At 68.5% G+C, this 17822-nt stretch carries 19 protein-coding genes; 9 read left to right on the forward strand and 10 right to left on the reverse strand.

All coding sequences use genetic code 11. The features are described 5' to 3' along the window. The first annotated feature begins 75 nt into the window (after window positions 1-75). Window positions 76-642 carry a LemA family protein gene (locus tag OC372_RS00415; protein ID WP_029262976.1) on the forward strand — a complete coding sequence of 189 codons (567 nt, stop codon included), beginning with the start codon at window positions 76-78 and terminating at the stop codon, window positions 640-642. 27 nt (window positions 643-669) lie between these two features. On the opposite strand, the gene OC372_RS00420 is transcribed toward OC372_RS00415, so the two are convergent. Beyond that, window positions 670-1590 (reverse strand): hypothetical protein, encoded by a 921-nt coding sequence (locus OC372_RS00420; RefSeq protein ID WP_262000610.1) that lies wholly within the window; start codon window positions 1588-1590, stop codon window positions 670-672. After that, a complete protein-coding gene (locus OC372_RS00425; protein ID WP_262000611.1) occupies window positions 1587-2843 on the reverse strand; it encodes a winged helix-turn-helix domain-containing protein in 1257 nt (418 codons plus the stop codon). Before OC372_RS00425 ends, OC372_RS00420 begins: the two co-directional genes overlap by 4 nt. Before the next feature lie 88 nt (window positions 2844-2931). Between OC372_RS00425 and OC372_RS00430 the strand changes: the two genes are divergently transcribed. Continuing rightward, a complete protein-coding gene (locus tag OC372_RS00430) occupies window positions 2932-4128 on the forward strand; it encodes an AI-2E family transporter (protein WP_262000612.1) in 1197 nt (398 codons plus the stop codon). Next, window positions 4125-5354, forward strand: a complete 1230-nt coding sequence (gene ilvA, locus OC372_RS00435; RefSeq protein WP_029262972.1) for a threonine ammonia-lyase — start codon at window positions 4125-4127, stop codon at window positions 5352-5354. Before OC372_RS00430 ends, ilvA begins: the two co-directional genes overlap by 4 nt. Window positions 5355-5419: 65 nt before the next feature. On the opposite strand, the gene greA is transcribed toward ilvA, so the two are convergent. Beyond that, window positions 5420-5908: a transcription elongation factor GreA gene (greA, locus tag OC372_RS00440; RefSeq protein WP_029262971.1), complete on the reverse strand. Its 489-nt coding sequence runs from the start codon at window positions 5906-5908 to the stop codon at window positions 5420-5422. A 96-nt stretch (window positions 5909-6004) separates the two neighbouring features. Further along, complete coding sequence (locus OC372_RS00445) at window positions 6005-6391, reverse strand: DUF4307 domain-containing protein (RefSeq protein WP_029262970.1); 387 nt, start codon at window positions 6389-6391, stop codon at window positions 6005-6007. A gap of 68 nt (window positions 6392-6459) precedes the next feature. On the opposite strand from OC372_RS00445, the gene OC372_RS00450 reads away from it, so the two are divergent. Continuing rightward, window positions 6460-6765: a hypothetical protein gene (locus tag OC372_RS00450; RefSeq protein ID WP_262000613.1), complete on the forward strand. Its 306-nt coding sequence runs from the start codon at window positions 6460-6462 to the stop codon at window positions 6763-6765. Window positions 6766-6813: 48 nt separating this feature from the next. On the opposite strand, the gene trhA is transcribed toward OC372_RS00450, so the two are convergent. Beyond that, on the reverse strand, window positions 6814-7545 hold the full coding sequence (gene trhA / locus OC372_RS00455) for a PAQR family membrane homeostasis protein TrhA (RefSeq protein WP_262000614.1): 732 nt from the start codon (window positions 7543-7545) through the stop codon (window positions 6814-6816). A gap of 98 nt (window positions 7546-7643) precedes the next feature. Between trhA and OC372_RS00460 the strand changes: the two genes are divergently transcribed. The 4 genes from OC372_RS00460 to OC372_RS00475 all read left to right on the forward strand — a co-directional run bounded on the left by OC372_RS00460 (window position 7644) and on the right by OC372_RS00475 (window position 12235). Continuing rightward, window positions 7644-8423, forward strand: a complete 780-nt coding sequence (locus OC372_RS00460; protein WP_262001215.1) for an isoprenyl transferase — start codon at window positions 7644-7646, stop codon at window positions 8421-8423. 40 nt (window positions 8424-8463) lie between these two features. Beyond that, on the forward strand, window positions 8464-9594 hold the full coding sequence (locus tag OC372_RS00465) for an aminotransferase class V-fold PLP-dependent enzyme (protein WP_262000615.1): 1131 nt from the start codon (window positions 8464-8466) through the stop codon (window positions 9592-9594). 158 nt (window positions 9595-9752) lie between these two features. Next, window positions 9753-11138, forward strand: a complete 1386-nt coding sequence (locus tag OC372_RS00470; RefSeq protein WP_029262965.1) for a PhoH family protein — start codon at window positions 9753-9755, stop codon at window positions 11136-11138. 602 nt (window positions 11139-11740) lie between these two features. Further along, complete coding sequence (locus OC372_RS00475) at window positions 11741-12235, forward strand: endonuclease domain-containing protein (RefSeq protein WP_258133898.1); 495 nt, start codon at window positions 11741-11743, stop codon at window positions 12233-12235. Window positions 12236-12382: 147 nt separating this feature from the next. On the opposite strand, the gene OC372_RS00480 is transcribed toward OC372_RS00475, so the two are convergent. Genes OC372_RS00480 through xseA form a run of 5 tightly spaced genes read right to left on the reverse strand, consistent with a single transcriptional unit; the run spans window position 12383 to window position 16678 of the window. Then, window positions 12383-13804 carry a class II fumarate hydratase gene (locus OC372_RS00480; RefSeq protein ID WP_105709551.1) on the reverse strand — a complete coding sequence of 474 codons (1422 nt, stop codon included), beginning with the start codon at window positions 13802-13804 and terminating at the stop codon, window positions 12383-12385. Next, a complete protein-coding gene (locus tag OC372_RS00485; protein WP_262000616.1) occupies window positions 13801-14484 on the reverse strand; it encodes a carbonic anhydrase in 684 nt (227 codons plus the stop codon). The genes OC372_RS00480 and OC372_RS00485 overlap by 4 nt, the downstream gene beginning before the upstream one ends. Then, window positions 14481-15125 (reverse strand): DUF4245 domain-containing protein, encoded by a 645-nt coding sequence (locus tag OC372_RS00490; protein WP_262000617.1) that lies wholly within the window; start codon window positions 15123-15125, stop codon window positions 14481-14483. Before OC372_RS00490 ends, OC372_RS00485 begins: the two co-directional genes overlap by 4 nt. Then, the gene (locus tag OC372_RS00495; RefSeq protein ID WP_029262960.1) at window positions 15122-15364 is read right to left on the reverse strand and encodes an exodeoxyribonuclease VII small subunit; all 243 of its coding nucleotides are present in this window, start codon (window positions 15362-15364) and stop codon (window positions 15122-15124) included. Before OC372_RS00495 ends, OC372_RS00490 begins: the two co-directional genes overlap by 4 nt. A 36-nt stretch (window positions 15365-15400) precedes the next feature. Then, the gene (xseA, locus tag OC372_RS00500; RefSeq protein ID WP_262000618.1) at window positions 15401-16678 is read right to left on the reverse strand and encodes an exodeoxyribonuclease VII large subunit; all 1278 of its coding nucleotides are present in this window, start codon (window positions 16676-16678) and stop codon (window positions 15401-15403) included. Between the two features lie 64 nt (window positions 16679-16742). Here xseA and OC372_RS00505 point away from each other — a divergent pair, with 64 nt between their 5' ends. Further along, window positions 16743-17822: a 4-hydroxy-3-methylbut-2-enyl diphosphate reductase gene (locus OC372_RS00505; protein WP_181156177.1), complete on the forward strand. Its 1080-nt coding sequence runs from the start codon at window positions 16743-16745 to the stop codon at window positions 17820-17822.

A 17822-nucleotide genomic window follows, 5' to 3' on the forward strand; every position in this document is an offset into this window, starting at 1 on the left:
TCCACGCCGCGCGCCCAGTCCACGTGCAGGGTGCGCGTCTAGGATGAGAGAAACACGAGGAAGGGTGGGCCTCTGATGGAATGGCTCGTGCCGGTACTGATCGTTGTCGGAGTGATCCTGCTCGCCGGCATCTATCTGTGGGCCACGTACAACTCGCTGGTGCAGCTGAAGGTCCGCGTCGACGAGGCGTGGAGCGGCATCACGGTGCAGCTGAAGCGACGAGCCGACCTCATCCCCAACCTCATCGAGACGGTCAAGGGATACGCCTCCCACGAGAAGGCGGTCTTCGAGAACGTGACTCGTGCGCGCGCCGAGACGCTGTCGGCCGGCGGTCCCGGTGAGGCCGGCATCGCCGAGGGACACCTCCAGCAGGCGCTGCGCAGTCTCTTCGCGGTCGCCGAGGCGTACCCGCAGCTGCAGGCGAGCACGAACTTCCTCCAGGTGCAGCAGGCGCTGGTCGACACCGAAGACAAGATCCAGGCTGCGCGCCGGTTCTACAACGGTGGCGTGCGCGAGCTCAACACCAAGATCAAGGTCTTCCCGAACAACCTGTTCGCCAAGGGGCTCGGCTTCACCGAGCGCGAGTTCTTCGAGGTCGCCGACAGCAGCGCGATCTCCGAGCCGCCTCGCGTCCAGTTCTGATTCGAATCGCATTCACCAGGGGCCCGCTCACCAGGCGCTGAGCACCACGCCCTCTGCGGTGAACGACACGTCGCCGCGCAGACTCCACGAGTCGGTCCGGTAGGTGGCCTCACGTTTCGCGCCGTCCTGACCGGTTCCGGTGACTGTGGTGACGAGGACGCCCCCCTCCGCCCCGAATCCTTTGCCGGACAGGGCCAGCGTCGGTAGCTTCTCGATGCGGTAGCGGAACTCTGACACGGCGCGGAATTCGGTACCCCAGGGAATGCGGATGCCGCAGCCCTCGGGCGCGGCGGTGCCGGGCTCCGCGCACGTTTCGAGGTGCTCGTCGAGCTGCTTCTGCGCGGCGGCTGTCGCCTCGGGGCGTACCGACACATCGATGTCGACGGCCGTCTCGTCGCCGGGGAGCACGGTCACCGATGTCTCTCCGCTGAGCAGCGACACCGGTGCGGCGGCGACGGTGTAGCTCGCCGGCAGCAATGTCGTGGCTTCGCCCGCGGGCAGCGTCTGCCCGCCGATGGAGATGAACGAGCCGACCGAGGGGCGGGCGGTCACGGTGCCCCGCCCGGACTCATCCACGACCCACCGCCCGTCGATGGGGGAGAGTGTGAGCGCTGCCGTGTGCTTCTCGTCGGCCAGGCGGAACGTGATCTCGGCCGTCGCCGTCACACCACCGACCGGCGCGCTGTCGTCTCCGCTGACGGAGATCACCTCCGCATCGTGCACGAGTGCCGTCGCGTCGGAGAACGCGTCGAGGGTCTCCCGTTGCATCACGGCACCAGTGGCCTCCACCGCTGCGGGGTCACCGGATTCGAGTGCGCGCAGGTACTCCGCCGCCGCCTCCTCCGCCGTGGCGGGGCGGCCGGTCGCCTGCCAGATCCACAGGCCCCCGGCGACGAGCACGACGACACCGACCGCACCGGCGATCAGCCACCAGCGCCGCCGGCTCACGGGGCACTCTCTCTGGCGTGCACGTGTCTGTGCACCTGCGCGCCCGCGCCGCGCAGCGAATCATGAAGCGCGGCCGTGGCATCACCCCAACCAGAGACCGACACGCGCTCCAGACCCTGCCAGGCGGCGGCGAGGGCCAGTTCCGCAGCGACCGGCTCAGCATCGCCCGGCCGGGCCTGCGGCTCCCACCACGCGGACTGCACCTGCAGTGTCGAGGTGGCGCGGTCAGCCTTCAGGTCGACCCTCGCCACGATGCGGTCGCCGACGAGCACGGGCAGCGAGTAGTAGCCGAACCGGCGCTTCTCGGCCGGCACGTAGATCTCGATGCGGTAGTCGAGATCGAAGATGCGCAGCGCCCGGTCGCGGAACCACACCACCGGATCGAACGGAGTCAGAACGGCCGCGGTCTCGATCTTGCGGGGCAGCACGGCATCGCGATGCCGCCACGCGCGCAGCGGACGGCCTCCGTGTTCCCAGCCGCGCACCTGCACCGGCTGCAGCTCGCCGGCGTCGACGAGCTCGGTGATCGATCGGGCGACCGCGGCACGGTCACGGATGCGGTAGTAGTCGGCGAGGTCGGACTGCGTCGCGACACCGCTCGAGCGAGCCGCACGGCGCGTCAACTCCAGGATCGCCTCGTCTCGGGAGATCTCCCGCGATCGGATCACGTCGGGGATCACCTGGTCGGCCAGCGCGTACGTGCGCTCGAAGCCCCGGCGGCCGCTCACGGCGACATCGCCCGTGCGCCAGAGGTGTTCGAGCGCGAGCTTGGCTTCGTCCCAGTCCCACCATGTTCCGCGCTCTCGCGGCGCGTCGTCGCGCAGGTCGGCGGGACGCAGCGGACCCCTGGCGCGGAGTTCGTCCTGCACCCACTGCACCGTGCGCGCGTTGTTGCTCATCCACGAGTCCTCATCCGCCCACTTCCGCCGGAAGTCGTCCATGCGGAATCGCCACAGCGGCCAGTCCGCCACCGGGATGAACGTCGCCTCGTGGGCGAGGTACTCGACGTAGTGGGTGGTGCGGGAAAGGAAGACCCTGTCGAGCAGTGTCGGGTCGTAGGAGCCGAGACGCGAGAAGAGCGGCAGGTAATGCGACCGCGCGAACACGTTCACCGAATCGATCTGAAGGACGCCGAGCCGATCCATCACGCGGTGCACGTGGCGCGCGGTGACCGATGCGGGTCGGGATCGGGTGAACCCCTGAGCGGCGAGGGCGATCCGCCGGGCGTGCGGGGAGCTGAGGGTCTCGGTCACGCCGTCAGCGTATCGCCGGGCACCGACATCTCCGCTCTTCAGCGATGGATGCGTCGAACGGCATACGGCTTGACCGTAGACTTGGGCGATGAGCGAGGACCAGCGCCCCCGGCTGCGAGATCTCTTCCGTCCGCGCCCGGTCTCCACCGACCGCACCGTGACGACCGATGCCGATGAGGCGGTGCCCTTGCCGCTGCGCATCACGGCGAGCTACTCCTGGCGGCTGCTGATCATCGCCGCAGCGATCGGCGTCTTCATCTGGCTGGTGATGCTGCTGAAGCTCCTGGTCATCCCGCTCATGGTCGGCATCCTCATCACCGCACTCCTGTGGCCGGCGTTCTCGTGGATGCTGCGACGCGGATTCCCACGCTGGCTGGCGATCACGATCTCGCTGATCGGAACGGCCGCCATCGTGACCGGACTGATGTGGCTGGTCGTCTGGCAGGTGCGCGCTCAGCTGCCCGACGTGCAGGCACGCTCGACCGAGGCGTTCGACCAGTTCCAGGTCTGGCTCCACGAGGGTCCCCTGAACCTCTCCGACACCCAGATCGCAGACTACCTGCAGCAGGGCCTCGACTTCCTCGACGAGCAGACGCAGGCGCTCTGGACGGGCGCACTGGCCATCGGCACGACGGTCGGACACGTCGCGACCGGTGCGCTGCTGTCGCTGTTCATCCTCATCTGTCTCCTCGCCGACGGCGCAGGAATCTGGCGCTGGACCCTTCGGATCTTCCCGCGCAAGGCGCAGCCCGCCGTCGACGGTGCCGCCCGAAACGGCTGGGCGACGATCGTGAACTACGCCCGCACTCAGTTGTTCGTGGCCACCATCGACGCGATCGGCATCGGCCTCGGGGCGTTCCTGCTGCAGGTGCCGCTCGCGCTTCCGGTCGCCGTCCTGGTGTTCCTCGGCTCCTTCATCCCGATCGTGGGTGCGGTCGCGACCGGCGCCGTCGCCGTGTTCCTGGCTCTCGTCTACAACGGGCCGTGGATCGCACTGTGGATGCTCGTGGTCGTGCTGGCGGTCCAGCAGATCGAGGGCCACATCCTGCAGCCGATCATGATGGGCTCCGCGGTCAAGGTGCATCCGCTCGCCGTCGTCCTCGTCGTGGCGGGCGGCGCGATGATCGCCGGCATCCCCGGAGCACTGTTCGCCGTTCCGCTTGCGGCCTTCGTCAACGTCGCGGCCGTGACCATCAGTTCCGGTTCCTGGCGCACCGGCGTCGGGCCCAGCGGAGACCTTATCTGGAGCACAGTACCGCGCGAGCGGAGACGGAGGAATCGATGAGTGCAGTCCCCAGCCTGACCGAGTTCGAGCTAGCGGCTCAGAGTCTGGCTGAGGTGATCTCGCACACGCCGACGCTGCCGTCGCGAGCCCTCTCCGACATTCACGGAGGCACCGTCCTGCTGAAGATGGAGAATCTTCAGCGCACGGGCTCGTTCAAGATCCGCGGTGCCGCGTACCGCCTCTCACGCCTGAGCGCTGAGGAGCGCTCGCGGGGCGTCGTCGCCGCATCCGCCGGCAACCACGCCCAGGGCGTCGCGCTCGCGGCGCAGGCGCTCGGCATCCCCGCGACCATCTTCATGCCGCTGGGGGTTCCGGTTCCCAAGCTCCTCGCCACCCGCGGGTACGGCGCCGAGGTCGTGCTGGAGGGTGAGACCGTGGCGACATCGCTGCGTCTGGCGGCGGAGTTCTCCGAGCGCACCGGTGCGGTGCTGATCCACCCGTTCGACCACCGCGACGTCGTGATCGGGCAGGGGACGCTCGGACTCGAACTGCTCGAGGACGCCCCGGATGTCGACACCGTGGTCCTCGGCATCGGTGGCGGAGGCCTGATCGCGGGCGTCGCCGCGGCCGTGAAAGCGCGTGCCGCTGAACTCGGGCGCACCGTCCGCATCATCGGCGTCCAGGCCGAGAACGCCGCCGCTGTGCCCCCGTCGCTCGCTGCGGGCGAGCCCGTGGACATCGTCACCCGTCCGACCATCGCCGACGGCATCCTGGTCGCGCGCCCCGGCGCCATCCCGTTCGACATCATCAAGGAGCTCGTCGATGAGGTCGTCACGGTCTCGGACGATGACCTCGCTCGGGCGATCCTGATCCTGCTGGAGCAGGCGAAGGTCGTGGTCGAGCCGGCCGGTGCGGCCGGCGTCGCGGCGATCCTGGCCGGCAAGGTCTCCGGCACCGGCACGACGATGGCGGTGCTGTCGGGCGGCAACATCGATCCGCTGCTCCTGCAGCGCGTGGTCTCGCACGGGCTTGCGGCATCGGGCCGATACCTCACCATCCGCGTCCCACTGCCCGACCGTCCGGGCCAGCTCGCCCGCGTCTCCGAGCTCATCGCCGAGGCGGGGGCGAATGTCATCGAGGCGATGCATACCCGTCATGGTCACGGACTCCAGATCAGCGAGGTCATCCTCGAACTCAGCGTCGAGACGCGTGGCCCCGAGCACTCGGAGCACACGCTCGACACGCTGCGGCGGGCCGGCTTCGAGCCCATCCTCGTCGCCGACTGACCTTCCCACCCACGCAGAAGCGCCCCCGCGTCCGAGAGGATGCGGGGGCGCTTCTGCGTGGGTGGTCAGCCCGCGTAAGTCTCGACGTTCACGATCTCCACGCTGATGGAACGCCCGTTGGGCGCCTCGTAGGCCGACTTCTCGCCGACCTTGAGGCCGAGGATGGCCTGACCGAGCGGGCTGGCCTCGCTGTAGACGTCGAGGTCGCTGCCGACCGCGATCTCCCGGCTGCCGAGGAGGAAGACCTCTTCGCCGCCGGCGACGAGAGCCGTGACGACGGTGCCGGGCTCGACGATCCCGCGGCTGGCGGGAGCCTCGCCGACCTTGGCGGTCTTCAGCAGAGCCTCGAGGGTGCGGATGCGGGCCTCCTGCTTGCCCTGCTCATCCTTCGCGGCGTGGTATCCGCCGTTCTCCTTGAGGTCGCCTTCTTCGCGAGCCGCCTCGATGCGCTTGGCGATCTCATCGCGACCGACGGTCGACAGGTGCTCCAGCTCGGCGACGAGCCGGTCGTAAGCCTCCTGCGTGAGGAAGGGAACCTGAGCATCGGTGGACATGGCGAAGCTCCTTCTTTCGGGATCCCTCCGGCGTGCTGCGGGGGATATGCCAAGACGCCCCGGCTCGTGCCGGGGCGTCGTATGTCTGCCACGAGTCTAGGCGACCCAGCAGGTGTTCACCAAACCTGTCGTGGCCTCGGCGACCGTCGGGATGGTGACCGACTTCGCCTGTGAGTGACTGTCCCCGGCGGGGATCTCGACGATCTTCCAGCCGACCACGCCGAACTCCTCATCGAGGGCTTCGAGAGCGCACACGACGTCCCGGCCCTGCACGCCGGTGACCTGGAAGCTCACCTCCACCGAGTGCTCGTCGACGAGCGTGAAGCCCAGATCGTCGGCGTCCACGGAGGCCATGGACTGCGCGACGGTCATCCAGCTGAACGCACCGATCACGAGCAGCGCGAGGCCGCCGCCGACGATCCACGGCCACCGACGCCGTCGGGTTCGTCCATAGCGTTCGTCGAGCTGTTGTGCGGTCGTCACAGGTGGGTCTTCCCGGTCGTTAGGCTGGTGGTACCAGGTTATGCGACCTGCGTACGAAAGGCCGATTCATGCTCGCTCTGACCGAGACCCCGATGCCGACGCCCAGCATGACCGTCGATCCGGTGTCCGTCACCCCGGGGTTCGTGGGCTTCGCGGTGATCGTGGTGATCGTGATCGCCGTGATCCTGCTGATCTGGGACATGAACCGTCGGATCCGCCGCGTCCGGTATCGCGACGAGGTGCGCGAGGAGCTCGACGCCGAGGAAGCCGCACGCGCCGCTGCGGGAGCACAGGCCGACACGAGCGCGACGGGATCGACCGAGGTCGACGGCGCCGGCGCCCGCGACGAGGGCGAAGAACCACCGGCACGCTGAGTACCCCAGGGCGCCGGAGCGCCCGAGCGAGCCCAGGTCGACGGGTGACTACGGAGCGCCGAGCGAGGGCGACAACGGCGCGATGGCGATGAGCAGGCACGCGGTCCAGTGGCACAGGAACGCGAGCACCGTGCACACGTGGAAGATCTCGTGGAAGCCGAAGTGGCCGGGCCAGGGGTTCGGTTTCTTGAGGGCGTAGACGACCGCGCCGCCCGTGTAGAGGATCCCGCCGACGATCACGAGCACCATCATCGCGACGTTCGCCGCGAGAAGGTCGCCGATGTACATCACCGCCGCCCAGCCGAGCAGCAGATACAGTGCGACGTACAGCCAGCGGGGGGCGTTGATCCAGAAGACGCGGAAGAGGATGCCGACGAGGGTCCCGCCCCAGACGAGGCAGAGGAGCAGCACTCCCTTCGCAGGCGGCAGCGCGAGCACGGCCAGCGGCGTGTAGGTGCCGGCGATCAGCAGCAGGATGTTCGCGTGATCGATCCGCTTCAGGAGCACCTTGACCTTCGGCTTCCAGTCGAACCGGTGGTAAAGCGCCGAGTTGCCGAACAGCAGCATGGACGTGACCATGAAGACCGCGGAGGCCCATTTCGCTGCGGCCCCGTCGGCCACGAGGATCAGGATCGCGCCGGCGACCACCGCCACCGGGAAGGTGCCCGCGTGGATCCACCCTCGCCACGTGGGTCGGATCTCCACCGCGGCATCGACTTCCCCGGCAGCGTGCAGCGGGAGCTCGGGGACATCGGGACCGGAGTGTTCGGGAGTGCTCACGTGCTCACTCTAAGCCGACGCGCATACCTCGACGAGCACATGATCCTCAGCATCCGCACACCGTGGCGAAAGCCGGGGCACGGTAGCGTAGGGAGGTGATATCACGCGAGAATCCGGTGCGAGGGCCGCTGTATCGGCTCTACACCAGTCGGCTGCGTCGCCACCTCGATCCCGCTTCCGTCCCGCATCACGTCGCGATGATGATCGACGGCAACAGGCGATGGGCGCGCCAGCTCGGGTTCGACAGCGCGGCAGAAGGCCACCGGGCCGGGGCTGCGAAGATGCGTGAGTTCCTCGGCTGGTGCGACGAGCTCGGCGTGCGCGTCGTGTCGCTGTATCTGCTCTCCAGTGACAACCTGCGAAAGCGGGACTCCGCGGAGCTCGCCGACCTCATCGAGATCATCGCCGAGCTGGCGGAGGCGCTCTCCCAGGAGGGCAACTGGCGGGTCAAGCACGTCGGACGCTCCGACATCCTGCCGCCCGAACTCGCCAGAGTGCTCGCCGACGCCGAAGCGCGCACCAAAGACCACAGCGGACTCCACGTGAATCTCGCCGTCGGCTACGGCGGCCGCAACGAGATCGTCGACGCCGTTCGCAGCATCATCACCAAGCACGAGGCATCGGGCGGCACGATGGAGGATCTCGCCGCCCACCTCACCCCGGAGATGATCGGGGAACACCTCTACACCGGGGGACAGCCGGACCCGGACCTCGTCATCCGCACGAGCGGTGAGCAGCGACTCAGCGACTTCCTGCTCTGGCAGAGCGCTCACAGCGAGTTCTACTTCGTGGAGGCACTCGGGCCCGATCTCCGACAGGTCGACTTCCTCCGCGCGATCCGCGACTTCGCGGATCGCGACCGACGGTTCGGTCGCTGAAGCCGGGGCGGCGCGCTCGGCACCGTGCCACAATGACGCAGTGAGCACTTTCCAGGACTACGTCGACACTTTCGACAACGAGTCCGGCTACCTGAACTGGGCAGCATTCGGTCCGCTGTCCCCCTCCGTGCGCGAAGAGGTCTTCGCCGATGCCGACCTTCTGGGAAGCGGGCGCCCCTCCTCCCTGTCGCTGGTCGCCGAGCGCGTCGGCCAGGCGCAGGAGCTCGTCGCGGAGCTCCTCGGCGCAGACGCCGCCGACGTCACCCTGCAGCCCTCGTCGACGCACGGACTCATGCACGCGCTGTACGGCATCTCCGGGGCGGTCATCGCGAGCACGGCGGAGTTCCCCAGCGTCAGCCTGACGCTCGAGCGGGCCGCGATCGCATCGGACCGCGCGGTCACGCCCCGGTGGATCACGCCCGACGACGGACGCGTGACGCCGGAGGCAGTCGCCGAGGCGCTCGACGACGAGGTCGTCGCGCTGGCAGTGAGTCACGTCGACTTCCGCACCGGATACCGGGCCGACCTCGCCGCACTGCGTGACGTCATCGGCCCCGACCGCCTGCTCATCGTCGACGCGGTGCAGTCGTTCGGCGTGATCGACGTGGACTACGCGGCCGCCGACGTGGTCGTCGGACACGGATACAAGTGGTTGCGTGCGGGCAGGGGCAGCGCCTTCGCCTGGTTCGCGCCGCGTGCACGGGAGCGGATCGTCCCCGTGCTGTCCGGGATCACCGGAACGACGGCGAGCGGACTGTTCGTCGATGAGCTGCCGGGGCCGGCGGCATCCGCGAGTGCCTACACGGTCAGCCAGCCGGACACCCTCGCTGCCGGGCGCCTCGCGATCGGCGTGCGGGACATGCGCGACGCCGGAGTCGCCGCCATCGAGGAGCGGCTCGCCGAGAACGTCGACCGTGTCATCGAGATCGCCGACCGCCATGGGATCGAGGTGAGTTCGCCGCGCGAGCGCGTGGAGCGGGCCGGCATCGTCGCGCTGGCGCCGGAAGAACCCGCACGCCTCGCCGCCGCGCTCGCCAACGCAGGAATCGTCGTGACGGCCCGAGGTGCTTCGGTGCGGGTCGCCCCGCACGCGGGTACGGATGCTGCCACTTTCGAGCTCCTCGACGACGCCCTGCACGCGTTCGGCAACGAGACGTTCATCAGCGCGTAACGAGTCCCTGGCGTGTCGAGTTCGGGTTAATCCCCTGGGCGGTCGTACGTTCTAGGCATCGGGCAAGGCGCCCGTTCGGGTCGGCCTCAGGTTCGCGGCTCGTGACCCCCTGGTCGACTCGTTCGAATAGCCGGGATTCCCCGGGTCGGGAGTGGGTCGTGACCACACGTACAGCGCAGCAGGCCACCAGCACCGCGCAGCAGTCCACCCGTAAGACGTCGAGCCGGGCATCGTCGTCCGCCGATCCGGATCAGGATCTGCGCACCTACGTGCTCGACACCTCCGTTCTGCTGAGCGATCCGCAGGCGTTCTTCCGCTTCGCCGAGCACTCGGTCGTCGTCCCGGTCGTCGTGATCACGGAGCTGGAGGGCAAGCGCCACGACCCGGAGATCGGCTACTTCGCACGGCAGGCGCTGAGGCACCTCGACGACCTGCGCATCGAGCACGGCCGCCTGGACTTCCCGGTCGAGGTCGGGGAGGGCGGCACGCTCCGCGTCGAGCTCGCCAACACCGACTCCTCGGTGCTCCCGGCTGGCATCCGTCTCAGCGACAACGACACCCGCATCCTCTCGGTCGCGATGCACCTCGCGCAGGACGGCCAGGACGTCACGATCGTCTCGAAGGACCTGCCGATGCGCGTGAAGGCCGCATCGCTGGGACTCCGGGCCGAGGAGTACCTCGCCGAGCAGGCGGTGGACTCCGGATGGACCGGCATCGCGACGCTCGACCTCTCCGGAGACGACATCAGCGACCTCTACGAGAGCGAAGTCGGCATCAGCGACCAGGCTCGGGGGATCCCGGTGAACACCGGGCTGATCATCCACTCCGAGCGCGGATCCGCTCTCGGGCGCGTCACGGGTGACGGCGAGTTCCGCCTGGTGCGCGGCGACCGCGACATCTTCGGCATGCACGGCCGTTCGGCGGAGCAGCGGATCGCGATCGACCTGCTGCTCGACCAGGAGGTCGGCATCGTCTCCCTCGGCGGTCGTGCGGGAACCGGCAAGTCGGCGCTCGCACTGTGCGCCGGGCTCGAGGCCGTATTGGAGCGCCAGCAGCAGAAGAAGATCATCGTGTTCCGGCCGCTGTTCGCGGTCGGCGGCCAGGAGCTCGGCTACCTGCCCGGCGACCAGGGCGAGAAGATGGGCCCCTGGGGGCAGGCGGTGTTCGACACACTCGGCTCGGTCGTCTCCGGCAACGTCATCGAAGAGGTCGTCGAGCGCGGACTGCTCGAAGTGCTGCCCCTCACGCACATCCGTGGACGCTCTCTGCACGACGCCTTCGTGATCGTCGATGAGGCCCAATCCCTCGAGCGGAACGTGCTGCTCACCGTGCTGAGCCGCATGGGACAGAACTCGCGGGTCATCCTCACCCACGACGTCGGTCAGCGGGACAACCTCCGCGTCGGCCGGCACGATGGGATCGCCAGTGTCATCGAGACGCTGAAGGGGCATGAGCTCTTCGGACATGTCACCCTGACGCGCTCCGAGCGCTCGGCCATCGCCGCCCTCGTCACCGAGCTCCTGGAGGGCGGAGAGCTCAGCTGACGACCGGAAACGACGGATGCCGCGAGGAACGAGTCCTCGCGGCATCCGTCGTCGTGTGCGCGGGGTCTCGCCTTCCGCCGAATGCATGAGTGGCGCCCGGATGCATGACCGTTCGGGCGCTGGACATCCTGCGTTCGTGCAATCCTCATGCATCCGGGGGCGGACCGGGTGGTCCGGGACTGCACAGCCGTGGTTTGAGAAACGTGATTCCACGGATTGCACTCCGGCGTGCGAGAGCAATGGTCACGTGCATCCAGGATGAGACGATGATCGACGTCGGCACCGTCCTCGGGCACTTCGGAGGGGTCGCGCGCGGCACCCGACTTCAGGCGTTCGGCTGCTCGCGTTCGCGGCTGGGCGTCGAGTGCAGGGCCGGACGTATCGTTCGGGTGCGGCCCGGGGTTTTCGCGTCGGTTGACGCCGCACCGGAAGTGGTCTCGGCAGCAGCGCACGGTGGCGCCCTCACATGCGGTGGAGCTTTGCGCGCTCGAGAAGTGTGGACGCTCGAGATGCCGAAAGAGGTGCACGTGTGGATGGGTCTCGGTGGTCGACGTCATCATCCGGAGCGGTGCGGCTGCGTCGCCCACTTCACCCCAGGACGTATGGATATCGGAATCGCTCCGATCGATGTCGCGCTTCTGCACGCATTCGCCTGCTATGGCGAGGAGTTCTTCTTCGCTGCATTCGAGTCGGCATGGAACAAGCGGATGCTTACAGCCGCGGCACGCGCGAGGGTCCGGGCGGCTCTTCCTGCTTCCGCGCGCTGGCTCGTCGATCTTGCGCGGCCCGATGCGGAGAGCGGCTTGGAATCGCTGGTACGGCTGAGGCTCCACCTCATCGGAGTCGAGGTGCGAACGCAGGTCGCAGTCGCAGGAGTCGGACGAGTCGACTTCGTCATCGAGGGGCGGGTGATTCTGGAAGCAGACGGTCGGGAGAACCACGACGGACCGAGTCAGCGTCACCGGGATCTCATGCGCGATGCCGCGGCATCACGCCTCGGGTTCGAGACGCTTCGCTTCGACTACGCGATGATCTTGCACACCTGGGATGTGGTTGTGGCGGCCGTGATGGCAGCACTCGGCCGTGCGCGGGTCTGACCCGCACCATCCGCATGAGTTCTTGCCAGATGCATGAATGTTCGTGTTGGGTTCTCATGCACCCGGAACACGGTCATGCATTTGTGGACCGGAAACGACGGATGCCGCGAGGAACGAGTCCTCGCGGCATCCGTCGTTTCGTGCGGGTCAGCCCGGGTGCGTCATCGACAGCAGGTCGAGCTTCTCGTCGAGCTGCTCGAGAGTGAGGTCACCGCGCTCGACGTAGCCGAGGTCGATCACGGCGTCGCGCACGGTGATGCCCTTGGCGACCGAGTGCTTGGCGATCTTCGCGGCAGCCTCGTAGCCGATGAGCTTGTTCAGGGGGGTGACGATCGACGGGCTCATGCCCGCGAAAGCGGCGGCGCGTTCGACGTTCGCCTGCAGGCCGTCGATGGTCTTGTCGGCGAGCACGCGCGAGGCGTTCGACAGCAGACGGATCGACTCGAGCACCGCCGTGCCCATCACCGGGATCGCGACGTTGAGCTCGAACGAACCGGATGCTCCGGCCCAGGCGACGGTCGCGTCGTTGCCGATCACGCGCGCGCACACCATCAGCACGGCCTCGGGGACGACCGGGTTGACCTTGCCGGGCATGATCGAGGAGCCGGGCTGGAGGTCGGGGATGTGCAGTTCGCCGAGACCCGTGTTGGGGCCGGAGCCCATCCACCGCAGGTCGTTGTTGATCTTGGTGAGCGAGACGGCGATCGTCCGCAGAGCACCGGAGGCCTCGACCAGGCCGTCGCGGTTGGCCTGCGCCTCGAAGTGATCCTTCGCCTCGGTGATGGGCAGCTCGGTCTCGGCCGCGAGCAGCGCGATGACCTTCTGCGGGAAGCCGAGGGGCGTGTTGATGCCGGTGCCCACGGCGGTGCCGCCCAGGGGAACCTCGGCGACGCGCGGGAGGGCCGACTGCACGCGCTCGATGCCGAGGCGGATCTGACGGGCGTAGCCGCCGAACTCCTGGCCGAGGGTCACGGGCGTGGCGTCCATGAGGTGCGTGCGGCCGGACTTGACCGCGTCCTTCCACAGTTCCGCCTTCGCCTCGAGGGCCACCGCGAGGTGGTCGAGCGCGGGGATGAGTGTGTCGATGAGGGCCTGCGTCACGGCGATGTGCACCGACGTCGGGAACACGTCGTTCGAGGACTGCGAGGCGTTCACGTGGTCGTTCGGGTGCACGGCCGAACCGAGGATGCCGGTTGCGAGGGTGGCCAGCACCTCGTTCATGTTCATGTTCGACGACGTGCCGGAACCGGTCTGGTAGGTGTCGACCGGGAACTCGCCGTCGTGCGCGCCGGAGGCCACCTGGTCGGCGGCCTGGGCGATCGCGTCGGCGATGGCGCCGTCGAGCGTGCCGAGTTCCTTGTTGGCGAGCGCTGCAGCCTTCTTGATCCGCGCGAGGGCGGCGATCTGCGTCGATTCGAGGCCCTTGCCCGAGATCGGGAAGTTCTCGACGGCGCGCTGCGTCTGCGCCCCGTAGAGCGCGTTCACGGGCACCCGCACCTCACCCATGGTGTCGTGCTCGATCCGGTAGCCCTGCGCATTCTCGCCGCTGCGCTGGTCGGTGTCGGTCATTCAGAACCCTCCTTGGTTTCGGGGTCGATCCCCTTGGTGACGTCGGTGTCGAGCCCGACCGTGATGACGGGCACCGCCTCGCCCTCGGCCAGACGGTAGTTGGCGCCGACGATGCCCAGACGGCCTTCGGCGACGGCGTTGCTGATGATCTCGGACGACTGCAGCAGGTCGCGCACGGTGTTGCGCAGATGCTCGATGCCGACGAGCTCCGAGTCGATGTCGGCGACGGTGCCGCCGCCGCTCTCTGCCAGGACCTTCCGCGCGGCGGGGACGATCGGGGCGATCAGCTTCCAGATGTGCGGCGGCAGGGGAGCGGCGTCGATCGCGGTGCCGTCGATCGCCGCGCGAACCGCGCCGCAGGAGTCATGGGCGAGCACCACGATCAGGGGCACTTCGAGCACCGCGACCGCGTACTCGAGGCTCGCGACGATCGATTCGCCCATGACCTGGCCGGCGTTGCGGACGACGAACAGGTCGCCGAGGCCGAGGTCGAAGATGATCTCCGCGGCGAGACGTGAGTCCGAGCAGCCGAACAGTGTGGCGACGGGGTGCTGCGCCGCCGCCAGGTCTTTGCGTCGGAGCACATCCTGGTTCGGGTGACGCGGTTCGTCCGCGACGAAACGGCGGTTGCCCTCCTGCATCTGCTGCCAGGCTGCGGCCGGGGTCAGGGGGTGCGTCATGAGGCCTCCGAGATGTCGCGGATCTGCGGGATGAGGGATTCTGCGAGCTCCGCGGTGGAGTCTGCAGAGCGCGCGCCGTAGAGCAGGATGTAGTCGTCGCCCGCCTGAGTGCCGATGGCGTAGGTGACGTTCGCGTTGGACTCGGCGCTGCCGGGCTTGTAGACGTCCCAGTCGAGTCCGCCGATGCGCACCGTGTCCGTGGGTGCGATGCCGTTCAGGCGCTGCGGGGCCCAGGACGCGTCGGCGTCGAAGGCCTGCGCGACCTTGACGAAGCCGCGCTCGGTGTCGGATTTCGGCGCGAGCGTCACTTCCCAGACGACCGTGGCGCCACCCTGCATCTCCGCATTGTTCGCGCGCCAGAAGGTGCCGAGCTCGGGGATGAGGACGGGGCGCTCCATCGAGGACTCCACGCCTTCGGCCACGGCCGCGACGTCGAGCGGCTTGCGTTCGACAGGCTCGCCCCGGGGCACCGCGAAGATGATGACGGCGACGACGGCCACTGTGACCAGCAGCGCCGCGATGAGGTTGCGGAAGGTCTGGCTGGATCGGTAGGCCTTGCTCGACGCCGCCTTGCGGGCGGCGGTCTCGTCCGGCGTCTCCGGGCGTCCGAGCTCGGCGATGATCGGAGGCTGCTTGCTCATGCGTCGCCGCCAGGAGTCTCGTCGTCCGACGCGGCTGCGCGAGCGGCATCCAGACGGCGTTTCGCGCCGAGCAGCCACTCCTCGCAGCGAGCGGCCAGCGCCTCGCCGCGCTCCCAGAGGGCGAGCGAGTGCTCGAGGGTCGGAGAGCCCTGTTCGAGCTCGGCGACGACCTTCACGAGCTCGTCACGGGCTGCCTCGAACGACAGCGTCTCCACGGGGATGTCGTTCAGGGCGCTCACCCCTCCATCCTACGTCGTGCGTCGTGTCGGCCCGGCTCAGTCGTTCTCAGGGATCTCGCCCTCCGAGCGGGCAGCCACCGATCCACGATCGACCGTGATCGTCAGGGCGCTGCCTGCCGGCGCATCCGCCGCATCGCGAAGGATCACGCCGCCCTCGAGGTGCGCGATCGCATAGCCGCGAGCCAGGGTCGCCGCGGGGGAGAGCGCCCGCAGGGAGGCGCGCAGCTCGCTGGTGCGACGGCCGGCGAGGTCGAGCTGCCGGGTGAGGCTGTCGCGGCCACGGGACAGCAGGAGCCACAGCTCCTGAGCACGCGCGTCGATGATCGGCGCGGGGGAGCGGAGGACCGGGCGGGAGCGGAGCTGCTCGAGCTGTGCGATGTCGTGCGTGAGGCGCTGCGTGAGGCGCGACGTCGCGCGGGATCTCAGCTGCGCGATCAGAGCCCGCTGCTCTCCGACGTCGGGTACCACGCGCTTCGCCGCATCCGTCGGGGTGGACGCGCGGAGGTCGGCGACATCGTCGAGGAGGGGGTGGTCGTTCTCATGTCCGATCGCACTGACGACGGGAGTGGTCGCCGCGGACACCGCCCGCACGAGACGCTCATCGCTGAAGCCGAGGAGCGTCTGCGGGTCACCGCCGCCGCGGGCGATGATGATGACGTCGACCTCGGGGTCCGCGTCCAATTTCGCGAGGGCCGCCAGGGTGTCGGGCACACAGCGATCACCCTGCACGGCGGCGTACTCGGTGCGGAAGCGCACCTGCGGCCAGCGCAGCTCGGCGTTGCGGTGCACGTCTTTCTCGGCGTCCGAGCGCTCGCCGGTGATCAGCCCGATGACGTGCGGGAGGAACGGCAGGCGCTTCTTCCGGGCCGGGTCGAACAGGCCCTCCTGACGCAGCTGCACACGGAGCTTCTCGAGACGCTCGAGCTGATCGCCGAGCCCCACGTGTTTCATCGCGGAGACCGCGAAGCTGAAGTCTCCGGCTTTGACGAAGTAGTCGGCCTTCACCGCCACGACGACGTGATCGCCGACGCCGATGTCGGACGGGATGCGTCCGCGCACACTCGACCACACGCGGATCGAGATCTGCGCGTCCGAGCGGGTGTCCTTCAGTCGTGCGAAGACGTTGCCGGCGCGCACGTTCCATGACGTGATCTCACCTTCGACCCAGACCGTGTTCCAGCGGGCGATGAAGTCGCGGATCGTCGCGTTGAGCCTCGTGACCGAGGTGGGGGCATCGGCTGTGGAATCGCGAGGGGCGACCGAATCGGCGGGCGGCGTCTCACCCTGGCCCGTCGTCGCTTCGAAGACTGTCATCCGCTCCCGTTCCTGACCCTGGTCTCTCCGGCCCCGCACAGCCGCGCGGCGGTAGAATCCAAGGGTGACTTCGACTGCCGTGCATCTCCCCGTCCCCCGTCTCCCACGTGTTCGTGCGGCGGCCGGACGGCTTCAGGATAACCCGGTGGCCGGACGCAAGCGGGTCCTGCTCGCCGCGCCGCGCGGATACTGCGCCGGCGTCGACCGCGCCGTCGTCGCCGTCGAGAAGGCGCTCGAACGCTACGGCGCCCCGGTCTATGTGCGCAAGCAGATCGTGCACAACATCCATGTCGTGACCGAGCTCGAGGAGAAGGGCGCGATCTTCGTCGAAGAGGTCGACGAGGTCCCCGAGGGCGCGCACGTCGTCTTCAGCGCGCACGGCGTCTCCCCGGCGGTCGTCAACGCCGCATCCGATCGTGGATTGCACGCGATCGATGCGACCTGCCCTCTGGTCACCAAGGTTCACCGCGAGGCCGTGCGCTTCGCCCGCGACGACTTCGAGATCCTGCTCATCGGTCACGAGGGTCATGAAGAGGTCGAGGGGACGGCAGGCGAGGCCCCGGAGCACGTCACGGTCGTGAACTCCCCGGAAGAGGCAGACACCGTCGTCGTGAAGGACCCCAACAAGGTCGTCTGGCTCTCGCAGACCACGCTCTCGGTCGACGAGACGATGGAGACGGTGAACCGGCTGCGCACGCGCTTCCCCGAGCTGCACAATCCGCCTTCCGATGACATCTGCTACGCCACGCAGAACCGGCAGGTCGCGATCAAGAAGGTCGCGGCCGGTGCCGACCTCGTGATCGTCGTCGGCTCGTCGAACTCCTCCAACAGCGTGCGCCTCGTCGAGGTCGCGCTCGAGTACGGCGCGAAGGCCGCCTACCGCGTCGACTATGCGGAGGAGATCCAGCAGGAGTGGCTCGACGGCGTCGAGACCGTCGGCGTCACGAGTGGTGCATCCGTGCCCGAGGTGCTGGTGCGCGAGGTACTGGATGCGATCGGCGACGCCGGATACCGTGATGTCGAAGAGGTCAAGACCGCGGAGGAGGACCTCATGTTCTCCCTGCCCAAGGAGCTTCGACACGATGCTTCCGGTCAGCGTGACGATCGTGCACTCGGCGGTCGCGCCACTGGAGGAGGCGCGTAG

Origin of the sequence: Microbacterium sp. Mcb102 (assembly GCF_024519805.1) — a bacterium.
Taxonomy (GTDB): Bacteria; Actinomycetota; Actinomycetes; order Actinomycetales; family Microbacteriaceae; genus Microbacterium.